Origin of the sequence: Aeromonas sp. QDB20, assembly GCF_027707805.1 — a bacterium.
Classification (GTDB): domain Bacteria; phylum Pseudomonadota; class Gammaproteobacteria; order Enterobacterales; family Aeromonadaceae; genus Aeromonas; species Aeromonas dhakensis.
Genome location: NZ_JAPCJC010000006.1, coordinates 89191 through 110879 on the forward strand (window position 1 = coordinate 89191; position 21689 = coordinate 110879).

Consider the following 21689-nt stretch of genomic DNA (forward strand, 5'->3'; position numbering starts at 1 on the left):
AAGCAGCATCAAAAAAGACTCGTTTGTCATCAAGTGAATATATTCAACACGGTTTAGTCTGGGTTAAAAGTCAATTCAGATTTGCGCCCTTGTGGTTCTTGGTGAGCTCCTTATGGTTTCCATCCGAAGCGTGCGGCACGGCGCCGAACGCCGACGTTCAGGCTTGCGGGCACCAGCCCGCCATAACAACAGGACATCATCATGCGCAAAACCGGTGTGGCACTCGCCATCTCCAGCCTCTTCTGGTTCCACTCGGCCATGGCGGCCCCTCTGATCTTCCCGGACGATCCCGCCCTCAGCAACGGCCAGCACTCCCCCGCCCTCGAGCGCAGCTTCCAGCTGGCCCAGGACGATCTGGGCAACCGGATCCACCAGCTCCACCTGCCCCTCCAGACCGAGCCGGAACTGGTGGCGGAGCTGGAGCAGATTGGCAGGGAGCAGGGCTTTTCGGTCAGCACCCACGCTGACATGTACGCCTGGACCGAGGACAACATGTGGCTGTCGCGCGATGGCGCTCTCGTCTTCCGTCCCCAGGCGCCGCTGGCCGACAAGGGGCGCTACCACGCCTTCGTTACCGCCCTCACCGAGCAGAGCCCGGAGGCCGAGCAGGAGGGGCACCACAGCCTCGGCAGCCAGGATTCCCAAGGGCTGGATGATTACATGCTCTCCCAGGCCAACAGCTTCGCCGAGGCGCAGGGGCGCGAGCTCATCCCCACCTTCTCCATCATCGATGGCGGCAACATGCTGACCGGCCAGCGCCCAGACGGTACCCCCTATGCCCTGATCGGTCGCGACGCCCTGCTGCAAACCACCCTGCACCACAGCCGGCTGGATAGCGAGCGTATCGCCACCCGCCAGCAGAAGATGGAGCGCGACGGCGAGTTTCGGCTGCAACTCAGCGAAGAGGAGTGGCTGGGCAGCCCTCATACCTTCCAGAAGGGCCATGACACCGAGGTGGACCTCATCCTGCTGGAGGCGGCCAACCTGCTGCCACAGGGGCTGGATGAACCGCAGCGCCACGCCTTTGCCAAAACCGCGCGCGCCAAGGCCGAGCTGGCTCAGTACGAGGTGAACTGGGCGACCCGCCAGGCGGCGGAGCAGCGCATGTTTCTGAGCACTCAACAGGGGGAGCGCATCGCCGAGCGCTATCGCGCCATCCACGGCCAGCCGCTGCCGGCCTCCTTCGACCTGCTGGCCCAGCTCAAACGGGAGTACGCAGGGCTGGTGGTAACCGCCGAACTGCACGCCGACTTCGGCGATGAGCAGATAACCGATGCGCTGCAGACGCTGACGGCCGATACCGCCACCCTGACCCGGCTTGGCCGCATGTTGCAGGCCGGCGGCTATCAGCGAACCAGGCTGACCGGGGCCGAGCAAGCGCACCAGACCCGCCGCTTCCTCGCCATGATGGCCATCAGCCAGCGCCTGATGGCGCAGGAGCTCAAGGTGGCCGAGCGGGATCTGGTGATCCTGGCCCAGCCCGGTTTCCACCTCGACATGGCCATGCGCCCGCTGGCCGATGGCCGCATCCTCTTCAATGATCACGCCGCCAGCGCGGCGCTGATCGAGCAGGTGCTGGCCAGCGATGCCACCCTGAGCGACAGCGAGCGGCAGGAACTTGCCAAGAGCGTGACCGACCTGCGCCAGCAGGGCGAGCGCTGGCACAAGATCCATGCCCTTATCCATCAGCAACTGAGCGATGCCGGCCTGACCCCCATCGCCACCCCGGGCGCCTTCAGCGTGGGCAAACGGCCGGTGAACTGGATGAACGGCATCATGGGCACCCGTCAGCAGCCCTTCTACATCACCAATGCCGCCAGCATAACCCCCCTCAATGAGGCGTTCGCCGCCTGGTTGCAGCGCGAGGTGGCCGGGCTCACCCCCTATTTCGTGGGGCAGGCTGCCAGCAACCGACGGGACGGCTTGAACCAGGCGGAGGCCCTGCTGCGCGGCAGCGGCGGGCTGGACTGCATCACCCTGCACCACGAGTAGTGCGAGGGTCGCAGATTTGACTCACCGGCAAATTCTGGGTATTTTGCGACCAGAATTTTTATTGGACCGCTTTTCAATGTTGTACATCCTGTTCAAATGCTCGGTCAGGAGGCTGTGCTCCGTGCACTAACACGATGAAGTGTTGCCCGGAGCCCATCGACTGAATCTTCATCAGCTGCGCGAATGCCCTCTCTTTGGGAGGCTGCCCCGCATCTGATGAAAACAGGAGACACAGGCCGGCGAGATGCTTCATCGCCGGCCTTTTTGTCTCTGCCATTTGGCAGCGTTTCACCTTGCTGAGACGGGGGGCCGGTACGTCGCGTACCTGCCCCCCGTTTTTTTATGGATGTTACAACCATGAGTGTGCTCACTATCCACAACCTGACCTATCACATCGGCGACAAGACCCTGTACCAGCAGGCGAGCTTTCGTCTCCACGCCGGCGAGCATGTCTGCCTCACCGGCCACAACGGCGCCGGCAAGAGCACCCTGCTCCAGCTGATCCAGGGGGAGCGTCTGCCAGACGGCGGCGACATCCTCTGGCAGCCCGGCATCAAGGCGGGCTATCTCGACCAGCACGCCGCGCGGGATGGCCACCTCACCCTGCGGGGCTACCTGCAGTCGGTGTTCGCCGACCTCTATGAGGCGGAAGCCGAGATGCTGGCCCTCTACGCCGACCCCAAACTGGGGCCGCGGCAGCTGGCCCGGGCGGCCGATCTGCAGGCGCACCTGGAGAGCCAGGGTTTTTACCAGTTAGATCCGCGCATCGACGAGGTGGCGGCCGGCCTCGGTCTGACCCAGCTCGGCATGCAGACCCGGCTCGCCAATCTAAGCGGCGGCCAGCGCCACAAGGTGATGCTGGCCGGCCTGCTGCTGCGCACGCCGGAGGTGCTGTTGCTCGACGAGCCGACCAACTACCTGGACACAGCCCACGTCGACTGGCTGGCGGGCTACCTGGAGCGCTTCCCCGGCGCCTTCCTGGTGGTCTCCCACGACCGCGCCTTCGTCAATCGCATCGCCACCGCCATCGCCGACATCGACCGCCAGCAGATCCACACCTATCGCGGCAACCTCGACCAGGCGCTGGCCCAGAAGGGCGCCGCCGAGGCGCTGCACGCCCGTCAATACCAGGCCCAGCAGCGGCAGATCGACAGGCTCGAGCAGTTCATCGCCAAGAACGGGGCCGGGGTCAACGCCAGCATCGCCAACGGCCGCAAGAAGCAGCTGGCGCGCATCGAGCGCCTGGCGGCCCCCGAGCAGGCCAAACCGGTCACCCTCAGCTTTCGCGCCGCCCAGGGGGGCCACCCGCAACTGCTGACCGCAAGCGCGCTGGAGATCGGCTACCACCAGCCCCTGCTGGCACCGCTCAGCCTGCAGCTGCGCCGCGGCGAGAAGGTGGTGATCGCCGGCTTCAACGGCATCGGCAAGTCGACCCTGCTCAACACCCTGACCGGCCGCCTCGCCCCGCTCGCCGGAGAACTGGCCCTGGCCCCCGGCCTCAAGTCGGGTTACTTCGAGCAGGCGCTGCACTGGCCCGATCCCGCGGCCACCCCGCTGGCCCTGGTCAAGGCCGCCGCCCCCGGGCTGGATGACAAGGGTGCCCGCCAGCAGTTGGCGCGCCTTGGCATCGGCGGCAAGCTGGCCATCCAGCCCATCAGTGCCCTGAGCGGCGGTGAGCAGACCCGGGTCAAGCTGTGCCGACTGGCGCTGCAGCCCACTCATCTGCTGATATTGGATGAGCCGACCACTCACCTGGATGCCGGCACCAAGGCCGCCCTGCGCCAGGCCCTGTGCGACTACCCGGGCAGCGTGCTCGCCGTCTGCCACGAGCCGGCCTTTGTGGCCGACTGGCCGGATCGGGTGGTGGACATCCAGCAGTTCGCCGCCGTGTCGACCCAAGCTTAAGGAATAAAAATTATGTTACTGAAAGTACTGCTGTTTTTGATTGCATTTCTGATCGGGGCCGATGAGCTGATGCTGGGCCCCCTGCTCGCCCCCATCGGCGCCGAGCTGGGGGTCGCTCCGGAGCGGGTGACCCTGTTCATCACCGCCTACAGCGTGGCGCTGGCCCTCATCGCTCCCCTGCTCGGCGGTCTGTCGGATCGCCACGGCCGGCTGCGGGTGATGCTGCCGGCCTCCCTGCTGTTTGGCGCCGCCTCGGTGGCCACCGGCCTGGTGGCGAACTTCGAGGTTGGGCTGGCGACCCGGGTGATCACCGGGCTGGCCAGCGCCGGCATGCTCCCCATCGCCTTCGCCATGGCGGCGGACGGCGCGCCGGCCGACGCCATGAAGCGCATCGCCTGGGTGCAGTCGGGGCTCACCCTCGGCATGATCTCGAGCCCGGCGGTAGGCGCCCTGCTGGCCCAGCTCAGCAGCTGGCGCACCCCCTTCATCGTGCTCGGCCTCTGCGCCTGGGCCGTGGCGGCGGCCCTGGCCTGGCTCACGGCGCGCACGCCGCAAGTGCATGCCCGCGGCACGCATCCCGCGCCGCAGGGCTCGGTGCTGGCCATTCCGGGGGCGCTCGGCGCCCTGCTCGCCATGGGGTTGGGACTGGGGGGCGGCATCGGCCTGTTCAACCTGGTCGGCCAGCACCTGCACGACAGCCAGGGGCTGCCGGTCTGGTCGGTGGGGCTGCTCTACGGCGCCCTTGGCGTGATCAGCGTGGTCGGCAACGTGCTGATGCCGCGCCTGGCCGGCTATGTGGAGAGCGGCCGCCCCCTGATGCGCGGCGCCCTGGTGGTGTGCGCCCTGGTCAGCGCCTTCTTCTACCTCTATCCGGCCGGCAGCCTGGCCAGCCTCGCCCTGCCGCTGGGCCTGTGGGCGCTGGCCGGCGGCATCGGCTCACCGGCGCTGCAGGGCTACATCGCCCAGCTCGCCCCGGCCCAGCGCGGCATGTTGATGTCGCTGGCCATGACCCTGATGCACCTCGGGGTAGCGCTCTGGTCCGCCGTCGCCGGCTTTGCCTACAGCGCCGGCCCCATGGCCATGGCCCTGCTGGCCCTGCTGCTGTTTGGCGGGGCCATCCTCGCCCTGCGCCCGGTGCGGCTGCCGGGCTGAGTACAACAGGCACAATGACAAGAGGGCTCCCGCGGGAGCCCTCTTCATGACCTCTGCCATGTGGCAGACGATGCCTGGTAACCAGCCCCTCCTCTTCACAAGCCGAAGGATGTGCATCACCCAAGGATGGCGCTCACTCTGCCGGCCACAGGGACAACAGCTGCTGCACGGCCCGATCGGCCTGCTCTGCGCTGGCAAAGTTGGCAAACCCCATCATCACCCCCCTTTGCTGCGCCGGGTTCATGTACCAGCTACTCAAGGCGTGCAACGCCAGTCCATTGGCTTGGGCAACCTCGACCAGCTGCTGATCCGTCACGCCCCCGGCAACCTGCGCCAATAGCTGGATCCCGCCAGCCTGTGGCTGCACCCGCAACCGGTCGCCCAGGCGGGCTGCCAAGGCATCGACCAGATAGCCATGCCGCTCGGCATAGACTCTGCGCATCTTGCTCAGGTGGCGGGTGAAATGCCCCTGATCCATGAAGTCTGCCAGGGTGGCCTGCAGCACCGGATTGCCCGCGCCGGGCAGCTGCGCCACCAGCTCGCGAAAACGGACGACCTGCGCCTCGGGCACCACCAGATAGGCCAGCCTAAGGCCGGGGTAGAGCACCTTGCTGAAGGTCCCCGTGTAGAGCACGCGCCCCTGATGATCCAGGCTCTTGAGGGGGGGCAAGGGCCGGCCGTGGTAGCGAAACTCGCTGTCGTAGTCATCTTCAATGATCCAGGCGTTGCGCCGCTCTGCCCACTCCAGCAGCGCCAGTCGACGCGGCAGGCTGAGGGCCACCCCCATCGGGCTCTGGTGGGTGGGGGTGACCACCGCAAACCGGGCCTCGTCGGCGGTTTGCTCACCCAGGCTGACATCCATGCCATGCATGTCGACAGGCACCGGGTGCAACCGCAGGCCCGCCTGCTGCAAAAACTGGCGCGCATGAAAATAGCCAGGCTCTTCAAACCAGCCCAGATCTCCCGCTCGCAGCAGGGCGCGGCACACCAGATCCAGCGCCCCCCGATAACCAACCGTGATGAATACCTGTTCGTGGCTGCAGCGGATCCCCCGCGAAATGCCCAGATAGGTGGCGATGGCGCGGCGCAGGGCCGGGTGCCCGGCCGGATCCGGCGTCACCATCTCCATATTGCGCAGATGCCGGGTGGCAAGCCGGGCCCAGCTCTTGCGCGGGAACAGATCCAGCGCGGGCACACCCAGCTGGAACGGCAGGATTTCGCTGTGAGGGATCCCCTGGGTCGGCGCAGGCGCGGCGGCGGGTCGGGGAGAGGGTGGCGCCTCGACGAGCCTGTTCAGCCCGGCGGCAACCACAGTGCCCGCGGCACCGCGGGATATCAGATACCCTTCACCGATCAGCATCTGATAGGCCATTTCAACCGTGCCGCGCGCAAGGTTGAGTTCGCTTGCCAGACTGCGCACCGAGGGCACTCGGTCACCGGCGTTCAAGGCTCCGCTCGCGATGGCATGGCAATAGCGCTGGTATATCTGCAGATAGAGCGGGGTTGCCTGCTCCCGGCTGAGGTTCAAATCCTGAATGTCCATGAGAGGGGTCCATGAAATATGGCTCTGTATTCTATCACTTCCGTTGTTTATCCATTATCCACTCCTGTTGGCATCACGATAGAAGAGCAGCATGACAATATTGGCTGATAACACCCTGTACCATGAAAACATGGTATATGGCGCCATCACGGGCGTGCCTTGGCTGACCGCTATTTGCTGATCAGCGTCAGCTTGTCAGTGGTAAAGGTGGTCGTACCGTGGCCATCTGTCGTCGATTTTATTTCATCAGCTTCAGCATTGAATTTTTCGGCAGACAAGGTGACCTTGCCAGAATATTCCATGCCATCCTGGCTTTTTCTGACCGAATCGGCAGAGACAGTCACAGACTCATTATCATTTACCTTCAACATGACATTGCCGGTAAATTCCTGAACCGTTCTGGTTTTATCTGCAGATATTTCCATGGTCATGGCCGAGGAGGTAAATAAAAGTGAAAGAGACAGCAGCGCCGCCTTATTAACAGTGAACTCGAACACGACACACTCTCCTTGGTATAGCGCTATCAGTTGGCGTATTTTTTATACAAGCCTGCTCAATACGTCAAGATTAAAATCCATCGCCTCCCGCCCGTCTTTATATCACGCTATGGCCGAATTATCTCTGCCAACCTGCCGGTTGTCGGCAATCAATAAAAGGGAGTCAAAAGAGATCTCATTACTCCCTGTTATCTGTATGGACTACTCCATATGACCATTCTTGTCCCTGTTACCCCTTGGCCGCTTTTTTTATCCTCACATTATCAACCTGGCACTCAGTTAAAGGGGAAATAAAACATATGCATTACCTGACCTCCTTGCTGAGATATTCCCTGGAATAGATTGGCCCGCCTCTCGCCGGCCCCGATTGCTGGGAGCCGACACTCGGTCACTGCGGCCGCTCGCTCATGGCGGCATGACGGGTTGCCCCGCGCAGGATATCGCGCCGCGGTTATCTGAATAGACCCGAATCAGGTGGTTTTCCGCCCTATCAAGCAGGAATATCAGTATGCCCTTGCCTTCCAGGATCGCGGACGAGAGCCGCGAGCACATCATGGTGCAGCGCCCTCACTCACTCTGTCTGCTCCCCCCGCTGGCCGCGCTCGGCTATCCGTTTCTGTTGATGATCTTCAACACATTGGTCGGCCAGAGCGGCGCAGCCAGTCTGCTCGGCGCCCTGCTCTCGCTGCTGCTGGCCTTGGCCGTTCCCCTGGCGGGGCTGATCGTCGCCAATCGGCCCGGCATCGCCACAGGCATGCGTCGACTGGCTTACCTGAGCGTGGCGGCCCCCAGCCTCTATGTCCTGCTCGGAGTGGTGCAAACGCTGGTCGGCAGCCCGCTGCCCGATGTGCTGGTGTGGTCTCTGTTCTGGGTTGGCGCCATGCTGCTGGGGTGGGAGTCACACCAGACAGTGGCAGCGCAGGCCCGTCCCGTGGGTGGACTGGGACGCTGGCGCATCGCCCATGGTATCAGCGCACTGGTGCTCTGTTGCTATGTGATCTTTCATCTGGCCAATCACCTGACCGGGCTGGTCGGCCCCGAGCTTCACGCCCGGGTCATGGAGGCGGGTCGCACCGTCTACCGGGCCAGCGTTGTCGAACCCCTGCTGGTGGCGGCGTTTCTCTTCCAGGTCGGCTCAGGTCTCTATCTTGCCTGGCGCTGGAGCAGTACCCGGCATGGCTGGCTGACCACCTTCCAGATCGCCTCTGGCGTCTATCTGTCGGTGTTCGTGCTGGGGCACATGAACTCGGTATTCATCTATGCCCGCAGCTTCCTCGGCATACCGACCGACTGGAGTTTTGCCACCGGTGGCGAGGCGGGCCTGCTGATGGATCCCTGGAATATTCGCCTGGTGCCCCACTACACCCTCGGCGTCTTCTTCGTACTGGCGCATCTGCTGGCCGGGTTGCGAGTGGTGCTCGCGGCCCACGGCGTGGCAACGAGCCGCATCAGGCTGCTGTGGTACACCGGACTGACCGGCTCGGCAGCCCTCGCGCTGGCCATCATTGCCGGTATGGTGGGCGTCAGAATATAAGAAGGAAGAGATGTTAAATCATGGTTTGCACGGCTTTAAATAATATTGATGCCTGATCATGAAATATTTCACCGCACATCTTTCGTTGCAATAAATTCGATAAACGACCGGTCCTTTTCGCTTGAACCATCAGTCCCAAAGGAGTGTAGATAATGAACAAGCATATATTTATGACGGCTTCCGCATTGGTGACCATGCTGACCAGTTATGCCACATTGGCGGACGTCAACTTATATGGCCCCGGCGGGCCGCACACCGCCTTGATCAAGGTGGGCAGCGCCTTTGAAGCGGAGACGGGGATCAAGGTGAACGTCCATTTCGGGCCGCAGGCGACCTGGAATGACGATGCCGGCAAAAACGCCGACATGCTGTTCGGCGCCTCCGAGCAATCGGCCCTGGCGATCGCCACCGACCATCAGCAGCAGTTCGACATCAACAAGATTACCCCGCTCTACCTGCGCCCGGCCATCATTCTGGTCAAGAAGGGCAATCCCAAGAATATCAAGGGGCTGGCCGATCTGGCCAAACCGGGTATCGGCATAGTCGTGCCGGAGGGGGCCGGGGTCAGCAACACCTCGGGAACCGGGGTGTGGGAAGACATGATAGGTCGCACCGGTGACATCAAGCTGGTGGCCGATTTTCGAAACAACATAGTGCAATACACCCCCAACAGCGGCAGTGCCCGCAAGGCGTTCCAGGAAGATCCCCGCGTCGATGCCTGGATCACCTGGATTGACTGGGCCAGGAGCAACCCGGACGTGGGCGACGTGGTGGCGATTGAAGAGCAGCTGGTGGTTTATCGGGATGTGAACATAGTCCTTAACAAGAGTCCGAGCCAGGATGCGGTACGTTTCGCCGAATATTTGAAAGGGGAAAAATCAAAGCAGATTTTTCAGCAGCTGGGCTGGTCCGACAAATTTTAATGACAAGAGAATGATGACCTTCTGATGACCATTATTGCATGCCAGTGCAGGGACGCATTGGCATCTATTCCCCCATTAACAGGATGGTCTGATTCACCAGATATTTATTTTGGCGATGCCGACTCTTGCTTAATAAATATGAAGACTTAATTCATCGAACGGATAAATTTGAAGATTGACAATCACAACGGCAAAACATTACTCATATTAACGTTCCATCACATATTTTTCTTGCCGCAACGTTGATTCACCCCAGCGCAAGAGCAGCGAATTCACCGTCACAGGCCAGTGACACAGATTGCCACAAGGAAGGGCACAGCACGCTTTCGCTCCCCCCGGGGCAAGGCCCGGTCTCTTTTGTCGTTTGCGTACCCACGCCGACTGTGCAACCAAGGTTTGAGAATGAAACACGACATGCTAACGACGGACGCCAACAGCGCCGTTGCCTCCGTGGTTTATCGCACCAGCGAAGTGATCGCCATCTATCCCATCACCCCCAGCTCCGCCATGGCCGAGCAGTCGTCGGCCTGGGCAAGCCAGGGCAGTGCCAACCTGTGGGGGGATGTGCCACGGGTGGTGGAGATGCAGTCGGAGGGGGGCGCCATCGCCACCGTCCACGGTGCCCTGCAGACCGGAGCGCTGGCAACCTCGTTCACCTCGTCCCAAGGGCTGCTGCTGATGATCCCCAACCTCTACAAGCTGGCGGGTCAACTCATCCCCTTCGTGCTGCACGTGGCGGCGCGCACCGTGGCGACCCATGCCCTGTCGATCTTCGGTGACCACTCTGACGTGATGGCGGTGCGCCAGACCGGCTGCGCCCTGCTCTGCGCCAGCAATGTGCAGGAGGCGCAGGACTTCGCCCTCATCTCCCAGGTGGCCAGCCTCAACAGCCGACTCCCCTTCATCCACTTCTTCGACGGTTTTCGCACCTCCCACGAGATAGCCAAAATAGTGCCGCTCGCTGACGACACCCTGCGCGCCCTGCTGCCCGCCGAGGCGATCCGTGCCCATCGGGAGCGGGCGCTGACCCCCGACAAGCCGGTAATTCGCGGCACCGCCGCCAACCCGGACACCTATTTCCAGTGTAGGGAGGCGAGCAACCCCTGGTATGACGAGGGCTATCGCCACGTGAGCGAGGCGATGGACGCCTTCGGCGCGCAGACCGGCCGCAGCTACCGGCCGTTCGAATACCTGGGTCACCCAGAAGCCGAGCGGGTGCTGGTGCTGATGGGTTCCGCCATCGGCACCTGTGAGGAAGTGATCGAACACCTGCTGGCCCAAGGGGAGAAGGTGGGGCTGGTGAAGGTGCGCCTCTACCGCCCCTTCTCGGCCGCGCACCTGCTGGCGGTCATTCCCGCGAGCGCCAGCAAGATAGCGGTGCTGGATCGCACCAAGGAGCCGGGCGCCCTGGCCGAGCCACTCTATCTGGACGTGATGGCGGCGCTGGCCGAGGCGGTCAGCCGGGGTGAGCGGGCCAGCCTGCCGCGGGTCATCGGCGGGCGCTATGGCCTCTCTTCCAAGGAGTTCGGCCCGGCCTGCGTGCAGGCGGTGTTTGACGAGCTGGCGCTGGCTAACCCGCGCCCGCGCTTCACCGTCGGCATCTTTGACGACATCACCGGCCTCTCCCTGCCGCTGCCGACCTCAGTGCCCCCGGCCAGCCACCTCAAGCTGGAGGCACTGTTCTACGGCCTTGGCAGCGACGGTACCGTGTCGGCGGCCAAGAACAGCATCAAGATCCTCGGCAACCACACCGAGCTCTACCCCCAGGGCTACTTCGTCTACGACTCCAAGAAGGCGGGCGGCCTCACCGTCTCCCACCTGCGGGTGGGAACGCGGCCGCTGCAGTCGGCCTACCTGGTGGAAGAGGCGGACTTCGTCGGCTGCCACCAGTGGCAATTCATCGATCTCTACCGGATGGCGGAGCGGCTCAAGGCGGGGGGCATCTTCCTGCTCAACAGCCCCTATGGCGCGGCCGAGCTCTGGGGCCGCCTCCCCCTCGAGGTGCAACATGCCCTGCGCGAGAAGGGGGCCCGTCTCTACACCATCAACGCCGCCAAGATTGCCCGCGACTGCCAACTCGGCCAGCGCATCAACACCGTCATGCAGATGGCCTTCTTCCAGCTCACCGCCATCCTGCCGCTGGATGAGGCCATCCAGCTGCTGAAACAGGCCATCGCCAACAGCTACGGCAGCAAGGGGCAGGCGCTGGTTGAGCGCAACTGGCAGGCCCTCGCGGCCACCAGTGCGGCCCTGACCCAGGTGCCCCTCGGCGAGATGGAGGCCGACAGCCGGCCCCGCCCGCCGGTGGTCTCCCCCAAGGCGCCGGACTTCGTGCAGACCGTCACCGCCGCCATGCTGGCAGGGCTTGGCGACAGCCTGCCGGTCTCCGCCTTCCCGCCAGACGGCACCTGGCCGGTGGGCACCACCCGCTGGGAGAAGCGCAACATCGCCAAGGAGGTGCCCATCTGGCAGGCAGACCTCTGCACCCAGTGCAACTACTGCGTGGCCGCCTGCCCCCACTCCGCCATCCGCGCCAAAGTGGTGGATAAAGAAACGCTAGAGGATGCCCCCGCCACCCTGGATGCACTGGATGTGAAGGCCCGCGACATGCGCGGCCAGCAGTACGTGCTGCAGGTGGCGCCGGAGGATTGCACCGGCTGCAACCTCTGCGTCGAGGTGTGCCCGGCCAAGGATCGCGCCGAGCCGAGCCGCAAGGCGATCAACATGGAATCCCGGCTGGATCACCTCGAGGCCCAAAAGGCCAACTACGACTTCTTCCTGGACTTGCCCGAGCGCAGCGCCGAGCAGCTGGAGCGCATCGACATCCGCACCTCCCAGCTCATCTCGCCGCTGTTCGAATACTCCGGCGCCTGCTCCGGCTGCGGCGAGACCCCCTATATCAAGCTGCTGACCCAGCTCTACGGAGACAGGTTGCTCATCGCCAACGCCACCGGCTGCTCGTCGATTTATGGCGGCAACCTGCCCAGCACTCCCTACACCACCAACGCCGACGGGCGCGGGCCGGCCTGGGCCAACTCCCTGTTCGAGGACAACGCCGAATTTGGCTTGGGCTTTCGACTCACCGTGGATCAGCATCGCGAGCGGGTACGCCGCCTGTTGGCGAGCCTGGGGGACGCCGTCCCCGCCGAACTTCAACAGGGGCTGCAGGACGCCAGCCTGCCGGTCGCCGAGCAGCGGGCCCATATCGCGCAGCTGCGCGCACTGCTGCAGGGGCGCACCGACGCCGCGGCCCGGGAGCTGGCCCGTGATGCGGACTACCTGGTGGAGAAATCGGTCTGGCTCATCGGCGGTGACGGCTGGGCCTACGACATCGGCTACGGCGGGCTGGATCACGTGCTGAGCCTGGGGGAGAACATCAACGTACTGGTGCTCGACACCCAGTGCTACTCCAACACCGGCGGCCAGCAGTCCAAGGCCACCCCGCTCGGCGCCATCACCAAGTTTGGCGAGCAGGGCAAGCGCAAGGGGCGCAAGGATCTCGGTGCCAACGTGATGATGTACGGTCACGTCTACGTGGCGCAGATCTCCCTCGGCGCCCAGATGAACCAGACGGTGAAGGCGATCCAGGAGGCGGAGGCCTACCCAGGTCCGTCGCTCATCATCGCCTACAGCCCCTGCGAGGAGCACGGCTACGATCTGGCCCAGAGCCACGAGCAGATGAAGCAGCTGACCGCCACCGGCTTCTGGCCGCTCTATCGCTACGATCCGCGCCGCAAGGAAGAGGGCAAGGCGCCGCTGGCGCTCGACTCCCGCGCCCCCAGCGCGTCGCTGGCCGACACCTTGCAGCAGGAGCCCCGCTTCGAGCGCCTCACTCGTCAGCTGCCGGAGGTGGCCAGCCGGCTCTATGAGGAGGCGCAGGAGGATGCCCACCGCCGCTTCGCCTGGCTGAGCCAGCTGGCCGGCAAAGAGGCGCCGGCGCAGGAGTAAGCGCTCAAGTTGCCACCAATAAAGAGGGCTCCCCGCGGGGAGCCCTCTTTTTACCGGCTGGCAGCCATCAGGCAGGCATGTCGGCCAGCTCGTGGCGCTTCAACGCCAGCAGGGTGACCAGCAGGGCGGCACTGGCGATCAGCGCCATGCCGATATAGGTGGCGCTGAAGCCGGGCGCCAGCTCGACCGGGCTCAGGCTGGCCAGGTTGTGGCTGCTGCCCGCTGGCAGGGCGGAGTGGAACAGCACAGCGCAGATGGCCACCCCGACCGCGCCCCCCAGCTCGCGGCCGAAGTTGAACAGCGACATGCCGATGCCGCGATCTTCCCGCGGCAGGGCGTTTTGCACCACCACCGAGAGCGCGGGCAGCACCAGGCCAAGGCCGATGCCGGCAAACGCCAGCCCCAGCCTGATCCAGACGTCGAAGTGGATCTGCCACAGGGCCAGCGCCGCCAGGGCGAACCCCACCACCACGAAACGCTTGTAGTAGCCGGTGTGACCGATCAGCTTGCCGCCGACGAAGGCCCCCGCCGTGATGCAGACCATGAAGATCACCATGATCTCGCCGCTGTCACTGGCGCTCATCCCCTTCTGCCACTGCATCTGCAGCGGCAGGTAGACCAGCACGGCGAACATCAGCAGTTGCGAGGCCAACGCCAGCAGCACGCTCACCAGATAACCGGGCTGACGCGCCAGGTGGGCCGGCAGTATGGGGTCGTGGGCCCGCCGCTCGATCAGCACCAGCAACAGCAGGGCCACCACCAGCGCGGCCGCGAGCCAGATAGCGGGTAGCGCCGCCTCCGGCGAGAGCAGCAACAGGGTGAGAGTGGTGACAGTGATGAGCAGCGCCGCCCCCTTCCAGTCGAAACGACTGTGACGACGCACATTGAGGTGGCCCAGGTTGCGGTTCACCAGCCAGAGGGCGATGGCCCCGAGCGGCAGGTTGATCCAGAAGATCCAGCGCCAGCTGAGCTGCTCGGTAAAATAACCGCCGAGCAAGGGGCCGGCGATGCTGGAAACCGCATAGACCGCCGAGATGTAGCCCTGGTACTTGCCCACCTCCCGCGGCGGTATGCTGTCGGCGATGACGGTGAAGGCGAGCGCGATCAGCCCCCCGCCCCCCAGCCCCTGCAGCACCCGGGCGGCCAGCAGGGTCGGCAGATCCTGGGCCAGGCCGCAGGCCACCGAGCCGGCCAGAAACAGGCCAATGCCGATGTTGAGCATGCGCACGCGACCGAACATGTCGCTCAGTTTGCCGTAGATGGGCAGGGCGGCGGTGGCCGCCAGCAGGTAGGCGGTGACTACCCAGGTGAGGGCGGCGCCGGCGTTCAGCTCGGCCCCTATGATGGGCAGCGGGGTGGTGACTATGCTCTTTTCCAGTGAACCCAGCGCGATCACTAGGGCCACGCTCGAGAAGATGGTTTTGGGGGACATAAGACGGGCTCGCTCCTTTGTTGCTCCAGCGTCTGCGGCGCAGAACTTGTTATTGTCTCATACATCACTGGCGGATGACCAAAACCGGGCGCCCGTGCCGGCAAGCATGACCCCGGTCGCGGCAATGTGCCCCCCGCTCTGGTAGGCTGCCCTTTTACCCCGAGAGGAAGCAGCCCCATGTCCGAGCAGTTCCGGTTTGAGCAGTACGACGCCCTTATTTTCGATATGGATGGCACCCTGGTGGACTCCATGCCACGCCACCTGGATGCCTGGGAAGCCACCAGCGCCGAGTTCGGCCTGCCCTTCGATCGCGCCCAGCTCAACGAGTACGGCGGCATTCCCACCCGCAAGATCGTCGCCATCCTGGCCGAACAGCACGGCCTGACCATAGACGTGGAGGCCTTCACCCGCCGCAAGGTGGCCCTCTACATGGAGCATATCCAGCAAGTGAGCGTCTTTCCTGCCATGTGGGAGCTGGTCAGGCGCTGCCACGGCAAGGTCCCCATGGGTATCGGCACGGGCTCGCCGCGCAATCAGGCGGAGTCGATCCTCAAAAGCACCGGGCTCGATGCCTATATCCAGGTGGTGGTGAGCGCCGACGACGTGGTCAACCACAAGCCCCACCCCGACACCTTCCTGCAAGTGGCCGAGCAGCTCGGCGCCAACCCCGCCAACTGCCTGGTGTTCGAAGATACCCAGATCGGCCTGCAGGCCGGCCGCGCTGCCGGAATGGAGACGGTACTGGTGCTGGAGGGGGAGCTCTACCAGCGCTAGCTCCCACTCTGCGTCAGCCAGGACAAAAACGCCTCCACAAGGGAGGCGTTTTGCATGCAGTCGTGCCGGAGTGAGCCGGCCCCGCCTTACATGGCGTTGGTGGATTCGAAGATCTTGTCGGCCGACGCCTCGACGAAGCCCGGGTAGAGCACGCCGTCGGCCTGTGGGTAGCGCAGGGCGAATTCGTAGAAGCAGCTCGGGATGGTGCGTACACCGTCGCTGAAGGCCACGTCCGCCTTGTCGGCCATGGTGGAGGATTGCTCCAGCATCACCTGCGGGTCCCCTTTCACCTCGCCGCCCACGCTGTTGAGCACGAAGCCGGCCGCTTTCAGAGCAGCGTTCACCTGCTCTATGGTGTCGAAATCCCGCAGGCGGTTGATGTTGACGGTGAAGTGGTTGGCGCGATAACCCCAGGCCGCCATCCAGGCCGCATACTCGCTCTCCGCCAGCAGGGTCTGGTAGTCGGCATAGGAGACCTGCCAGGGGGCACCGGCATAGAGGAAGGCGGCGGTATCGGTCAGATGATCGGGCACCTGATCCACCAGCTTGTGGATGATGGCCTGAGCGCCTTCTGAGAGCTCCTCTACCTTCAGCTCGCTGATGAACACCTTGGGAGCGTCCGGATCCTTGTGCTCGAAGTGCTTGGCGTAGAGCTTCTTGGCCTTGAACACGTACTCGCCCTTCTGCTCGTAGCCGAGCGCCAGGAAGTGGGCCGCCAGCTTCTCCAGCCCCAGCTTGGGCAGGTTGTAGGTGCGAAACGCCACGTGATCGTTGACGATGGGTTCACCGCCCCCCAGCAGGGTGTGCACCTTGTGGGCACTCGGGGTCACCTTGATGTAGTTGTCCCACAGATGACTGAACAGGGTGTCGATATCCTTTTGCATCTCTCTTTCCTTTGATTGCGGGTACAGACAGGGGCACCCTGAGGTGCCCCCTTTTCGTTGTTGTCAGAAGCTCAGGCCGGGAGACAGCTGATCCGGCATGGCAGCCTTGCTGTCTTCGACGGAAGCGACCGGATACGCACAGTAGTCGGCGGCGTAGTAGGCGCTCGCTCTGTGGTTGCCGGAGGCGCCGATGCCGCCGAACGGGGCGGCACTGGAGGCACCGGTGATGGGCTTGTTCCAGTTGACGATGCCGGCGCGAATGCGCTTGAAGAAGTGGCGCCAGTCCGCCTCGCTGTCGCCGAGCAGGCCGGCCGAGAGGCCGAAGCTGGTGGCGTTGCCCTGGTCGATAGCGGCATCGAAGTCGTCGTAGCGAATGAGCTGCAGCAGCGGGCCGAAGTACTCTTCATCCGGCAGCGCGCTGACCGCGGTCACGTCTATGATGCCCGGGGAGACGAAGCCGGTGCCCGCTTCCAGGTGCTTGAGAGTGAGCAGGCTCTCGCCACCGAGGCGCTGCAGGTTGGCTTGCGCCTCGACCATGCCCAGTGCTGCCTTCTCGCTGATCATGGCACCCATAAAGGGCTGAGCCTCGTCATCGTAGTGACCGACCTTGATCTGGCCGACCACCTCCACCAGGCGCTTGACCAGAGCATCGCCCCGCTCGCCGCGCTCGACAAACAGGCGGCGCGAGCAGGTGCAGCGCTGGCCCGAGGTGATGAAGGCGGACTGCACGATGGCATGGACGGCGCCGTCGATGTCGCTCACGTCTTTCACGATCAGTGGGTTGTTGCCGCCCATCTCCAGGGCCAGGATCTTGCCCGGCTGGCCGGCAAACTGCTGGTGCAGGAAGTGGCCGGTGCGGGACGAACCGGTGAAGAAGAGGCCGTCGATGTCTGGGTTGCCGGCCAGCGCCTTGCCGGTGTCCACCTCGCCCTGCACCAGGTTGAGCACGCCCTTGGGCAGTCCCGCCTCCTGCCACACCTTGACCATGGCCTCGGCGACCATGGGGGTCAGCTCGGAGGGTTTGAACACCACGGTATTACCGGCGATCAGCGCCGGCACGATATGGCCGTTGGGCAGGTGGCCCGGGAAGTTGTAGGGGCCGAACACCGCCACCACCCCGTGGGGTTTGTGACGCACGAATGCCTTGGCGCCCGGCATGGGGTTCTCCACCGTACCGGTGCGCTCGTCATGGGCACGGATGGAGATGGCAATCTTGCCCTGCATGGCGGCGACCTCGGTACGGGTCTCCCACAGCGGCTTGCCGGTCTCGCGGGCGATGGTCAGGGCCAGCGCCTCCTTGTGCTCGCCAAGCAGGTCGGCGTAGCGGCGCACAATGGCCAGACGATCGTCGAGGGCCAGATCGGACCAATGATAGAAGGCTTGGCGGGCGGCCTTGACGGCGGCATCAACCTGGGCGGCGCTGGCGGCCTCTCCTTGCCAGATCACCTGATTCTTGGCCGGATCCTTTGATTCGAACGGCTTGCCTTCACCGGCCAGCCACTGACCGTCGATAAACTGCACTAAATGAGTCATCCAATCACTCCCTGTGGTATGCAGGCAGCCGAGGCTGCCTGTTTCATATTCGGTTTCGTCGCCAGCCGGATCAGTCGAGATCGACGGCACGCACCATGTCGCCATCCTGCACCTTGAGCGCCGCCGCCATCTTGGGCGGAATGATGGCCTCGTGCTTGTCGAGATCGACCCGGATGTTGCCGTAGCAGGCGCGGTAGTGCTCGTAGCGGGTGTTGCAGATCAGGTGGGTCTTGCCGCCGATGGGCTCGCCCACCAGTACCCGCAGCTTCTGGCTGCGGCGCACGCTGCGAATGTTCTTCACGTCGCACTCGACGGTGGGGCCGGCATCGAAGATGTCGACATAGCCGCGATTCACGAATCCTTCGTCCTGCAGCATCTTGATGGCCGGGCGGGTCTTCTCGTGGGTCTGACCGATGACGGCGCGCGCCTCGTTGCTCAGCAGATTGACGTAGATGGGGTACTTGGGCATCAGCTCGGCGATGAAACGCTTCTTGCCGATACCGGTGAGATAGTCGACGGTGGGAAAATCCATCGAGAAGAAATGCTTTTGCAGCCACTCGTAGAAGGGGCTGTGACCATCGCCATCGGAGACGCCGCGCATCTCGGCGAAGACGGTTTCGTCAAACAGCTCGGGGTGTTCGGCCATGAACAGAAAGCGGTGCTTGGAGAGCAGACGGCCGTTGAGCCCCTCGCGGGCGCATTCGCGCAGAAACAGGGTGCAGAGCTCGGAATTGCCGGTGTAGTCGTTGGAGAGGGTGAGCGTCTCCACCACGTTGTAGATGCCGAGCTTGGGGGAAGAGTGCACCACCTTGCCGATGTGATAGTTGTAGAACGGCTGGGACAGGCCCACGGCCGCATCGATGGCGCAGGTACCGACCATTTCGCCGGTCTCCAGATCCTCGGCGACGAAGAAATAGAGGCAGTCACCCTTGCCCGCAGGCTTGTCCGAAAAGGTCTGGGTGGAGGCGTCTATCTTGCGCTGCAGCAGTTCATCGTTGACGGGCAACGAGGTCATGCCGGTGCCGGATTCGATGGCACAGGTCTTGAGACCGGCAAAATCTTTTTGCTCGATGGGACGGATAACCAACATAAATGACAACTCCCTTTCATTGACGACAGGTGGGGGCCCGGCTCCTGCCGGGCGGGTTCCCCACCTCAATTTGGATCAGGCGTTAACCACCTGGGCAACCGCTTTCTCGAACCGGGCCAGCCCTTCCTTGATGTCCGCTTCCGGAATAACCAGGGACGGCGCGAAGCGCACCACGTTGGTGCCGGCAACCAGCGCCATCAGGCCCTGATCGATGGAGGCCAGCAGGAAGTCGCGGGAACGTCCCTTGTAGTCGTCGTTCAGCACGGCGCCCAGCAGCAGCCCCTTGCCGCGCACTTCGCTGAAGCAGTGGTACTTGGCGTTGATGGCTTCCAGCCCTTCGCGGAACAGCTGCTCGCGCTGCTTGATGCCGCTCAGCACTTCCGGGGTGTTGATCACGTCGATTACCGCCTCGGCCACCGCACAGGCCAACGGGTTGCCGCCGTAGGTGGAGCCGTGAGTACCCACTTTCAGGTGGGAGGCGATCTCGGTGGTGGTCAGCATGGCGCCGATGGGGAAGCCACCGCCCAGTGCCTTGGCGCTGGTGAGGATGTCCGGCGTGACACCCAGACCCATGTAGGCAAACAGATCGCCGGTACGGCCGACGCCAGATTGCACTTCGTCATAGATCAGCAGGGCGTTGTGTTTGTCGCACAGCTCGCGCACCCCTTTGGCAAACTCGTCGGTGGGACGAATGATGCCACCCTCGCCCTGCAGCGGCTCCATCACCACGGCGCAGGTATTGTCGGAGATGACCTCGGCCAGTGCGGCCAGATCGTTGTAAGCCACGTGGGTGATGTCAGCGGGCTTGGGACCGAAACCATCGGAGTAGGCAGCCTGGCCGCCGACGCTGACGGTAAAGAAGGTACGACCGTGGAAACCCTGATGGAAGGCGATGATCTGGGTCTTGTGGGCGCCAAACTTCTCGATGGCGTAGCGACGGGCCAGCTTGAGGGCGGCTTCGTTGGCTTCGGCACCGGAGTTGCAGAAATAGACCTTGTCGGCGAAGGTGGCGGCGACCAGCTTCTTGGCCAGGCGCAGGGCCGGCTCGTTGGTCATCACGTTGGAGAGGTGCCACAGCTTCTCGCCCTGGGTTTTCAGGGCCTCTACCAGCTTGGGATGGCAATGGCCCAGGCCGTTGACGGCGATCCCGCCGGCGAAGTCCACATACTCACGGCCTTCCTGATCCCAGACACGTGACCCTTCACCACGCACCGGGATGATCTTGGCGGGTGCATAGTTGGGAACCATCACTTCATCAAACACTTCACGTGTCACTGCCAACAACTCTGACATATTGCTCTCCTTCGATCTGGCGACAGAATAATCCACCGCCCAAAAGTTAAATCCATGTAAACACATCGGCATTGTCACAGAAAAAAAGCTAAAAGTCTGCAACAAAGCGCGTTACAGGGAACAATGTTCGATTGCCCGTGAGATTTTAGGCAACCGCATTGCATAACGGCTCAGGGGGTGTTGGCAAGAGATAATTTGGACAGGTAGGCAGGTGAATAAAGTGTCAGGGAAAATATTTTTGGCCTCATCACGATTTTGAGAGGCCGATCACGACTTGTCAGGAATTTTCCAGAAAATTGGCCAGCAATTGATGGCCCTGTTCGCTCAAAATGCTCTCCGGATGGAACTGAACCCCCTCTATATTCAACTGCTTATGGCGCAGGCCCATGATCTCGTCCGGGCTGCCGTCGGCATGTTCGCTCCAGGCGGTGATCTCGAGACAATCGGGCAGGGTGTCGCGCTCCACGATGAGCGAATGGTAGCGGGTGACCCTCAACGGGTCGTTGAGCCCCTTGAAGACTCCCTCCCCCCGATGGCAGATGAGCGAGGTCTTGCCGTGCATCACCTGACGGGCGCGCACTACCCGGGCGCCAAAGGCTTGCGCCAGGGACTGGTGGCCGAGACAGACGCCGAGGATGGGAAGCTGGCCGGCAAAACGGGAGATGGCCGCCAGAGAGATGCCCGCCTCGTTTGGCGTGCAAGGGCCGGGAGAGATCACCAGATAGCGGGGAGAGAGCCGGGCGATGGCGTCCAGCGTCAGCTCGTCATTGCGCTTCACCACCACCTCCTGTCCCAGGGCGCCAAAATATTGCACCAGATTCCAGGTAAAGGAGTCGTAGTTATCGATCAACAACAGCATGGGTCAACCAGGGCAGAGAATTAACGATCCAGATAGCGGCCCTGCTCCATCTCGCGCTCGCGCTGGCACTCGGCCAGGTAGATGGCGGCGGCGATGGCGGGGATTTTGTGGTGCTTGTCGATGGCGTTGGAGACCATCAGTTGCAGGGTATGCAGGTTCTTGGCCTTGCGGAACTTGCGCAGCCAGTGACCCTTGTCACCCAACTCTTCAATCGTGGTATTTGATTCGACAGACATGCTAACTCTTGGGGCAGACGCCCGCGTTTGAAATTGGAAGATGAAAACAACGAATAGCAGGTCGGGTAAAACAAAGAAAGCCAGGCAAATACCC

The 21689-nt window shown here is 63.3% G+C and carries 16 protein-coding genes; 7 read left to right on the forward strand and 9 right to left on the reverse strand.

Translation table 11 applies throughout. The features are described from left to right. The first annotated feature begins 201 nt into the window (after positions 1-201). From PG897_RS09570 to PG897_RS09580, 3 genes are all read left to right on the forward strand, one after another. Positions 202-1992 carry a hypothetical protein gene (locus PG897_RS09570; RefSeq protein WP_043171174.1) on the forward strand — a complete coding sequence of 597 codons (1791 nt, stop codon included), beginning with the start codon at positions 202-204 and terminating at the stop codon, positions 1990-1992. A gap of 357 nt (positions 1993-2349) precedes the next feature. Next, the gene (locus PG897_RS09575) at positions 2350-3897 is read left to right on the forward strand and encodes an ABC-F family ATP-binding cassette domain-containing protein (RefSeq protein ID WP_270828960.1); all 1548 of its coding nucleotides are present in this window, start codon (positions 2350-2352) and stop codon (positions 3895-3897) included. 12 nt (positions 3898-3909) lie between these two features. Further along, the gene (locus tag PG897_RS09580; RefSeq protein WP_270828961.1) at positions 3910-5049 is read left to right on the forward strand and encodes an MFS transporter; all 1140 of its coding nucleotides are present in this window, start codon (positions 3910-3912) and stop codon (positions 5047-5049) included. A gap of 133 nt (positions 5050-5182) precedes the next feature. Here the strand turns inward: PG897_RS09580 and pdxR are convergent, their stop codons facing one another. Then, positions 5183-6592 (reverse strand): MocR-like pyridoxine biosynthesis transcription factor PdxR, encoded by a 1410-nt coding sequence (gene pdxR / locus PG897_RS09585; RefSeq protein ID WP_270828963.1) that lies wholly within the window; start codon positions 6590-6592, stop codon positions 5183-5185. A gap of 170 nt (positions 6593-6762) precedes the next feature. Continuing rightward, positions 6763-7089 carry a hypothetical protein gene (locus tag PG897_RS09590; RefSeq protein WP_043171178.1) on the reverse strand — a complete coding sequence of 109 codons (327 nt, stop codon included), beginning with the start codon at positions 7087-7089 and terminating at the stop codon, positions 6763-6765. A 508-nt stretch (positions 7090-7597) separates the two neighbouring features. Here PG897_RS09590 and PG897_RS09595 point away from each other — a divergent pair. From PG897_RS09595 to nifJ, 3 genes are all read left to right on the forward strand, one after another. Then, on the forward strand, positions 7598-8623 hold the full coding sequence (locus PG897_RS09595; protein WP_270828964.1) for a hypothetical protein: 1026 nt from the start codon (positions 7598-7600) through the stop codon (positions 8621-8623). A gap of 152 nt (positions 8624-8775) precedes the next feature. Next, positions 8776-9546 carry a substrate-binding domain-containing protein gene (locus PG897_RS09600; RefSeq protein ID WP_270828966.1) on the forward strand — a complete coding sequence of 257 codons (771 nt, stop codon included), beginning with the start codon at positions 8776-8778 and terminating at the stop codon, positions 9544-9546. Positions 9547-9960: 414 nt separating this feature from the next. Next, positions 9961-13494, forward strand: coding sequence for a pyruvate:ferredoxin (flavodoxin) oxidoreductase (gene nifJ / locus PG897_RS09605; protein WP_270828967.1), 3534 nt, complete (start codon positions 9961-9963; stop codon positions 13492-13494). Between the two features lie 67 nt (positions 13495-13561). On the opposite strand, the gene PG897_RS09610 is transcribed toward nifJ, so the two are convergent. Continuing rightward, on the reverse strand, positions 13562-14926 hold the full coding sequence (locus PG897_RS09610) for an MDR family MFS transporter (RefSeq protein ID WP_005298417.1): 1365 nt from the start codon (positions 14924-14926) through the stop codon (positions 13562-13564). Between the two features lie 177 nt (positions 14927-15103). On the opposite strand from PG897_RS09610, the gene PG897_RS09615 reads away from it, so the two are divergent. After that, positions 15104-15700 (forward strand): HAD family hydrolase, encoded by a 597-nt coding sequence (locus PG897_RS09615; protein WP_010633205.1) that lies wholly within the window; start codon positions 15104-15106, stop codon positions 15698-15700. An 86-nt stretch (positions 15701-15786) separates the two neighbouring features. Here PG897_RS09615 and PG897_RS09620 read toward each other — a convergent pair whose 3' ends face one another. The 6 genes from PG897_RS09620 to PG897_RS09645 all read right to left on the reverse strand — a co-directional run bounded on the left by PG897_RS09620 (position 15787) and on the right by PG897_RS09645 (position 21595). Then, entirely contained in the window at positions 15787-16584 is a 798-nt protein-coding gene (locus PG897_RS09620; protein ID WP_005298414.1) for a DUF1338 domain-containing protein, read from the reverse strand. 63 nt (positions 16585-16647) lie between these two features. Further along, positions 16648-18117: a succinylglutamate-semialdehyde dehydrogenase gene (gene astD / locus PG897_RS09625; protein WP_201881673.1), complete on the reverse strand. Its 1470-nt coding sequence runs from the start codon at positions 18115-18117 to the stop codon at positions 16648-16650. A gap of 70 nt (positions 18118-18187) precedes the next feature. Continuing rightward, positions 18188-19207, reverse strand: a complete 1020-nt coding sequence (astA, locus tag PG897_RS09630; protein WP_005298408.1) for an arginine N-succinyltransferase — start codon at positions 19205-19207, stop codon at positions 18188-18190. A gap of 75 nt (positions 19208-19282) precedes the next feature. Continuing rightward, complete coding sequence (locus tag PG897_RS09635) at positions 19283-20500, reverse strand: aspartate aminotransferase family protein (protein ID WP_010633203.1); 1218 nt, start codon at positions 20498-20500, stop codon at positions 19283-19285. Between the two features lie 277 nt (positions 20501-20777). Beyond that, positions 20778-21359: an aminodeoxychorismate synthase component II gene (locus PG897_RS09640; RefSeq protein ID WP_201881671.1), complete on the reverse strand. Its 582-nt coding sequence runs from the start codon at positions 21357-21359 to the stop codon at positions 20778-20780. Between the two features lie 20 nt (positions 21360-21379). Beyond that, complete coding sequence (locus PG897_RS09645) at positions 21380-21595, reverse strand: hypothetical protein (protein WP_005298403.1); 216 nt, start codon at positions 21593-21595, stop codon at positions 21380-21382. Positions 21596-21689 lie beyond the last annotated feature (94 nt).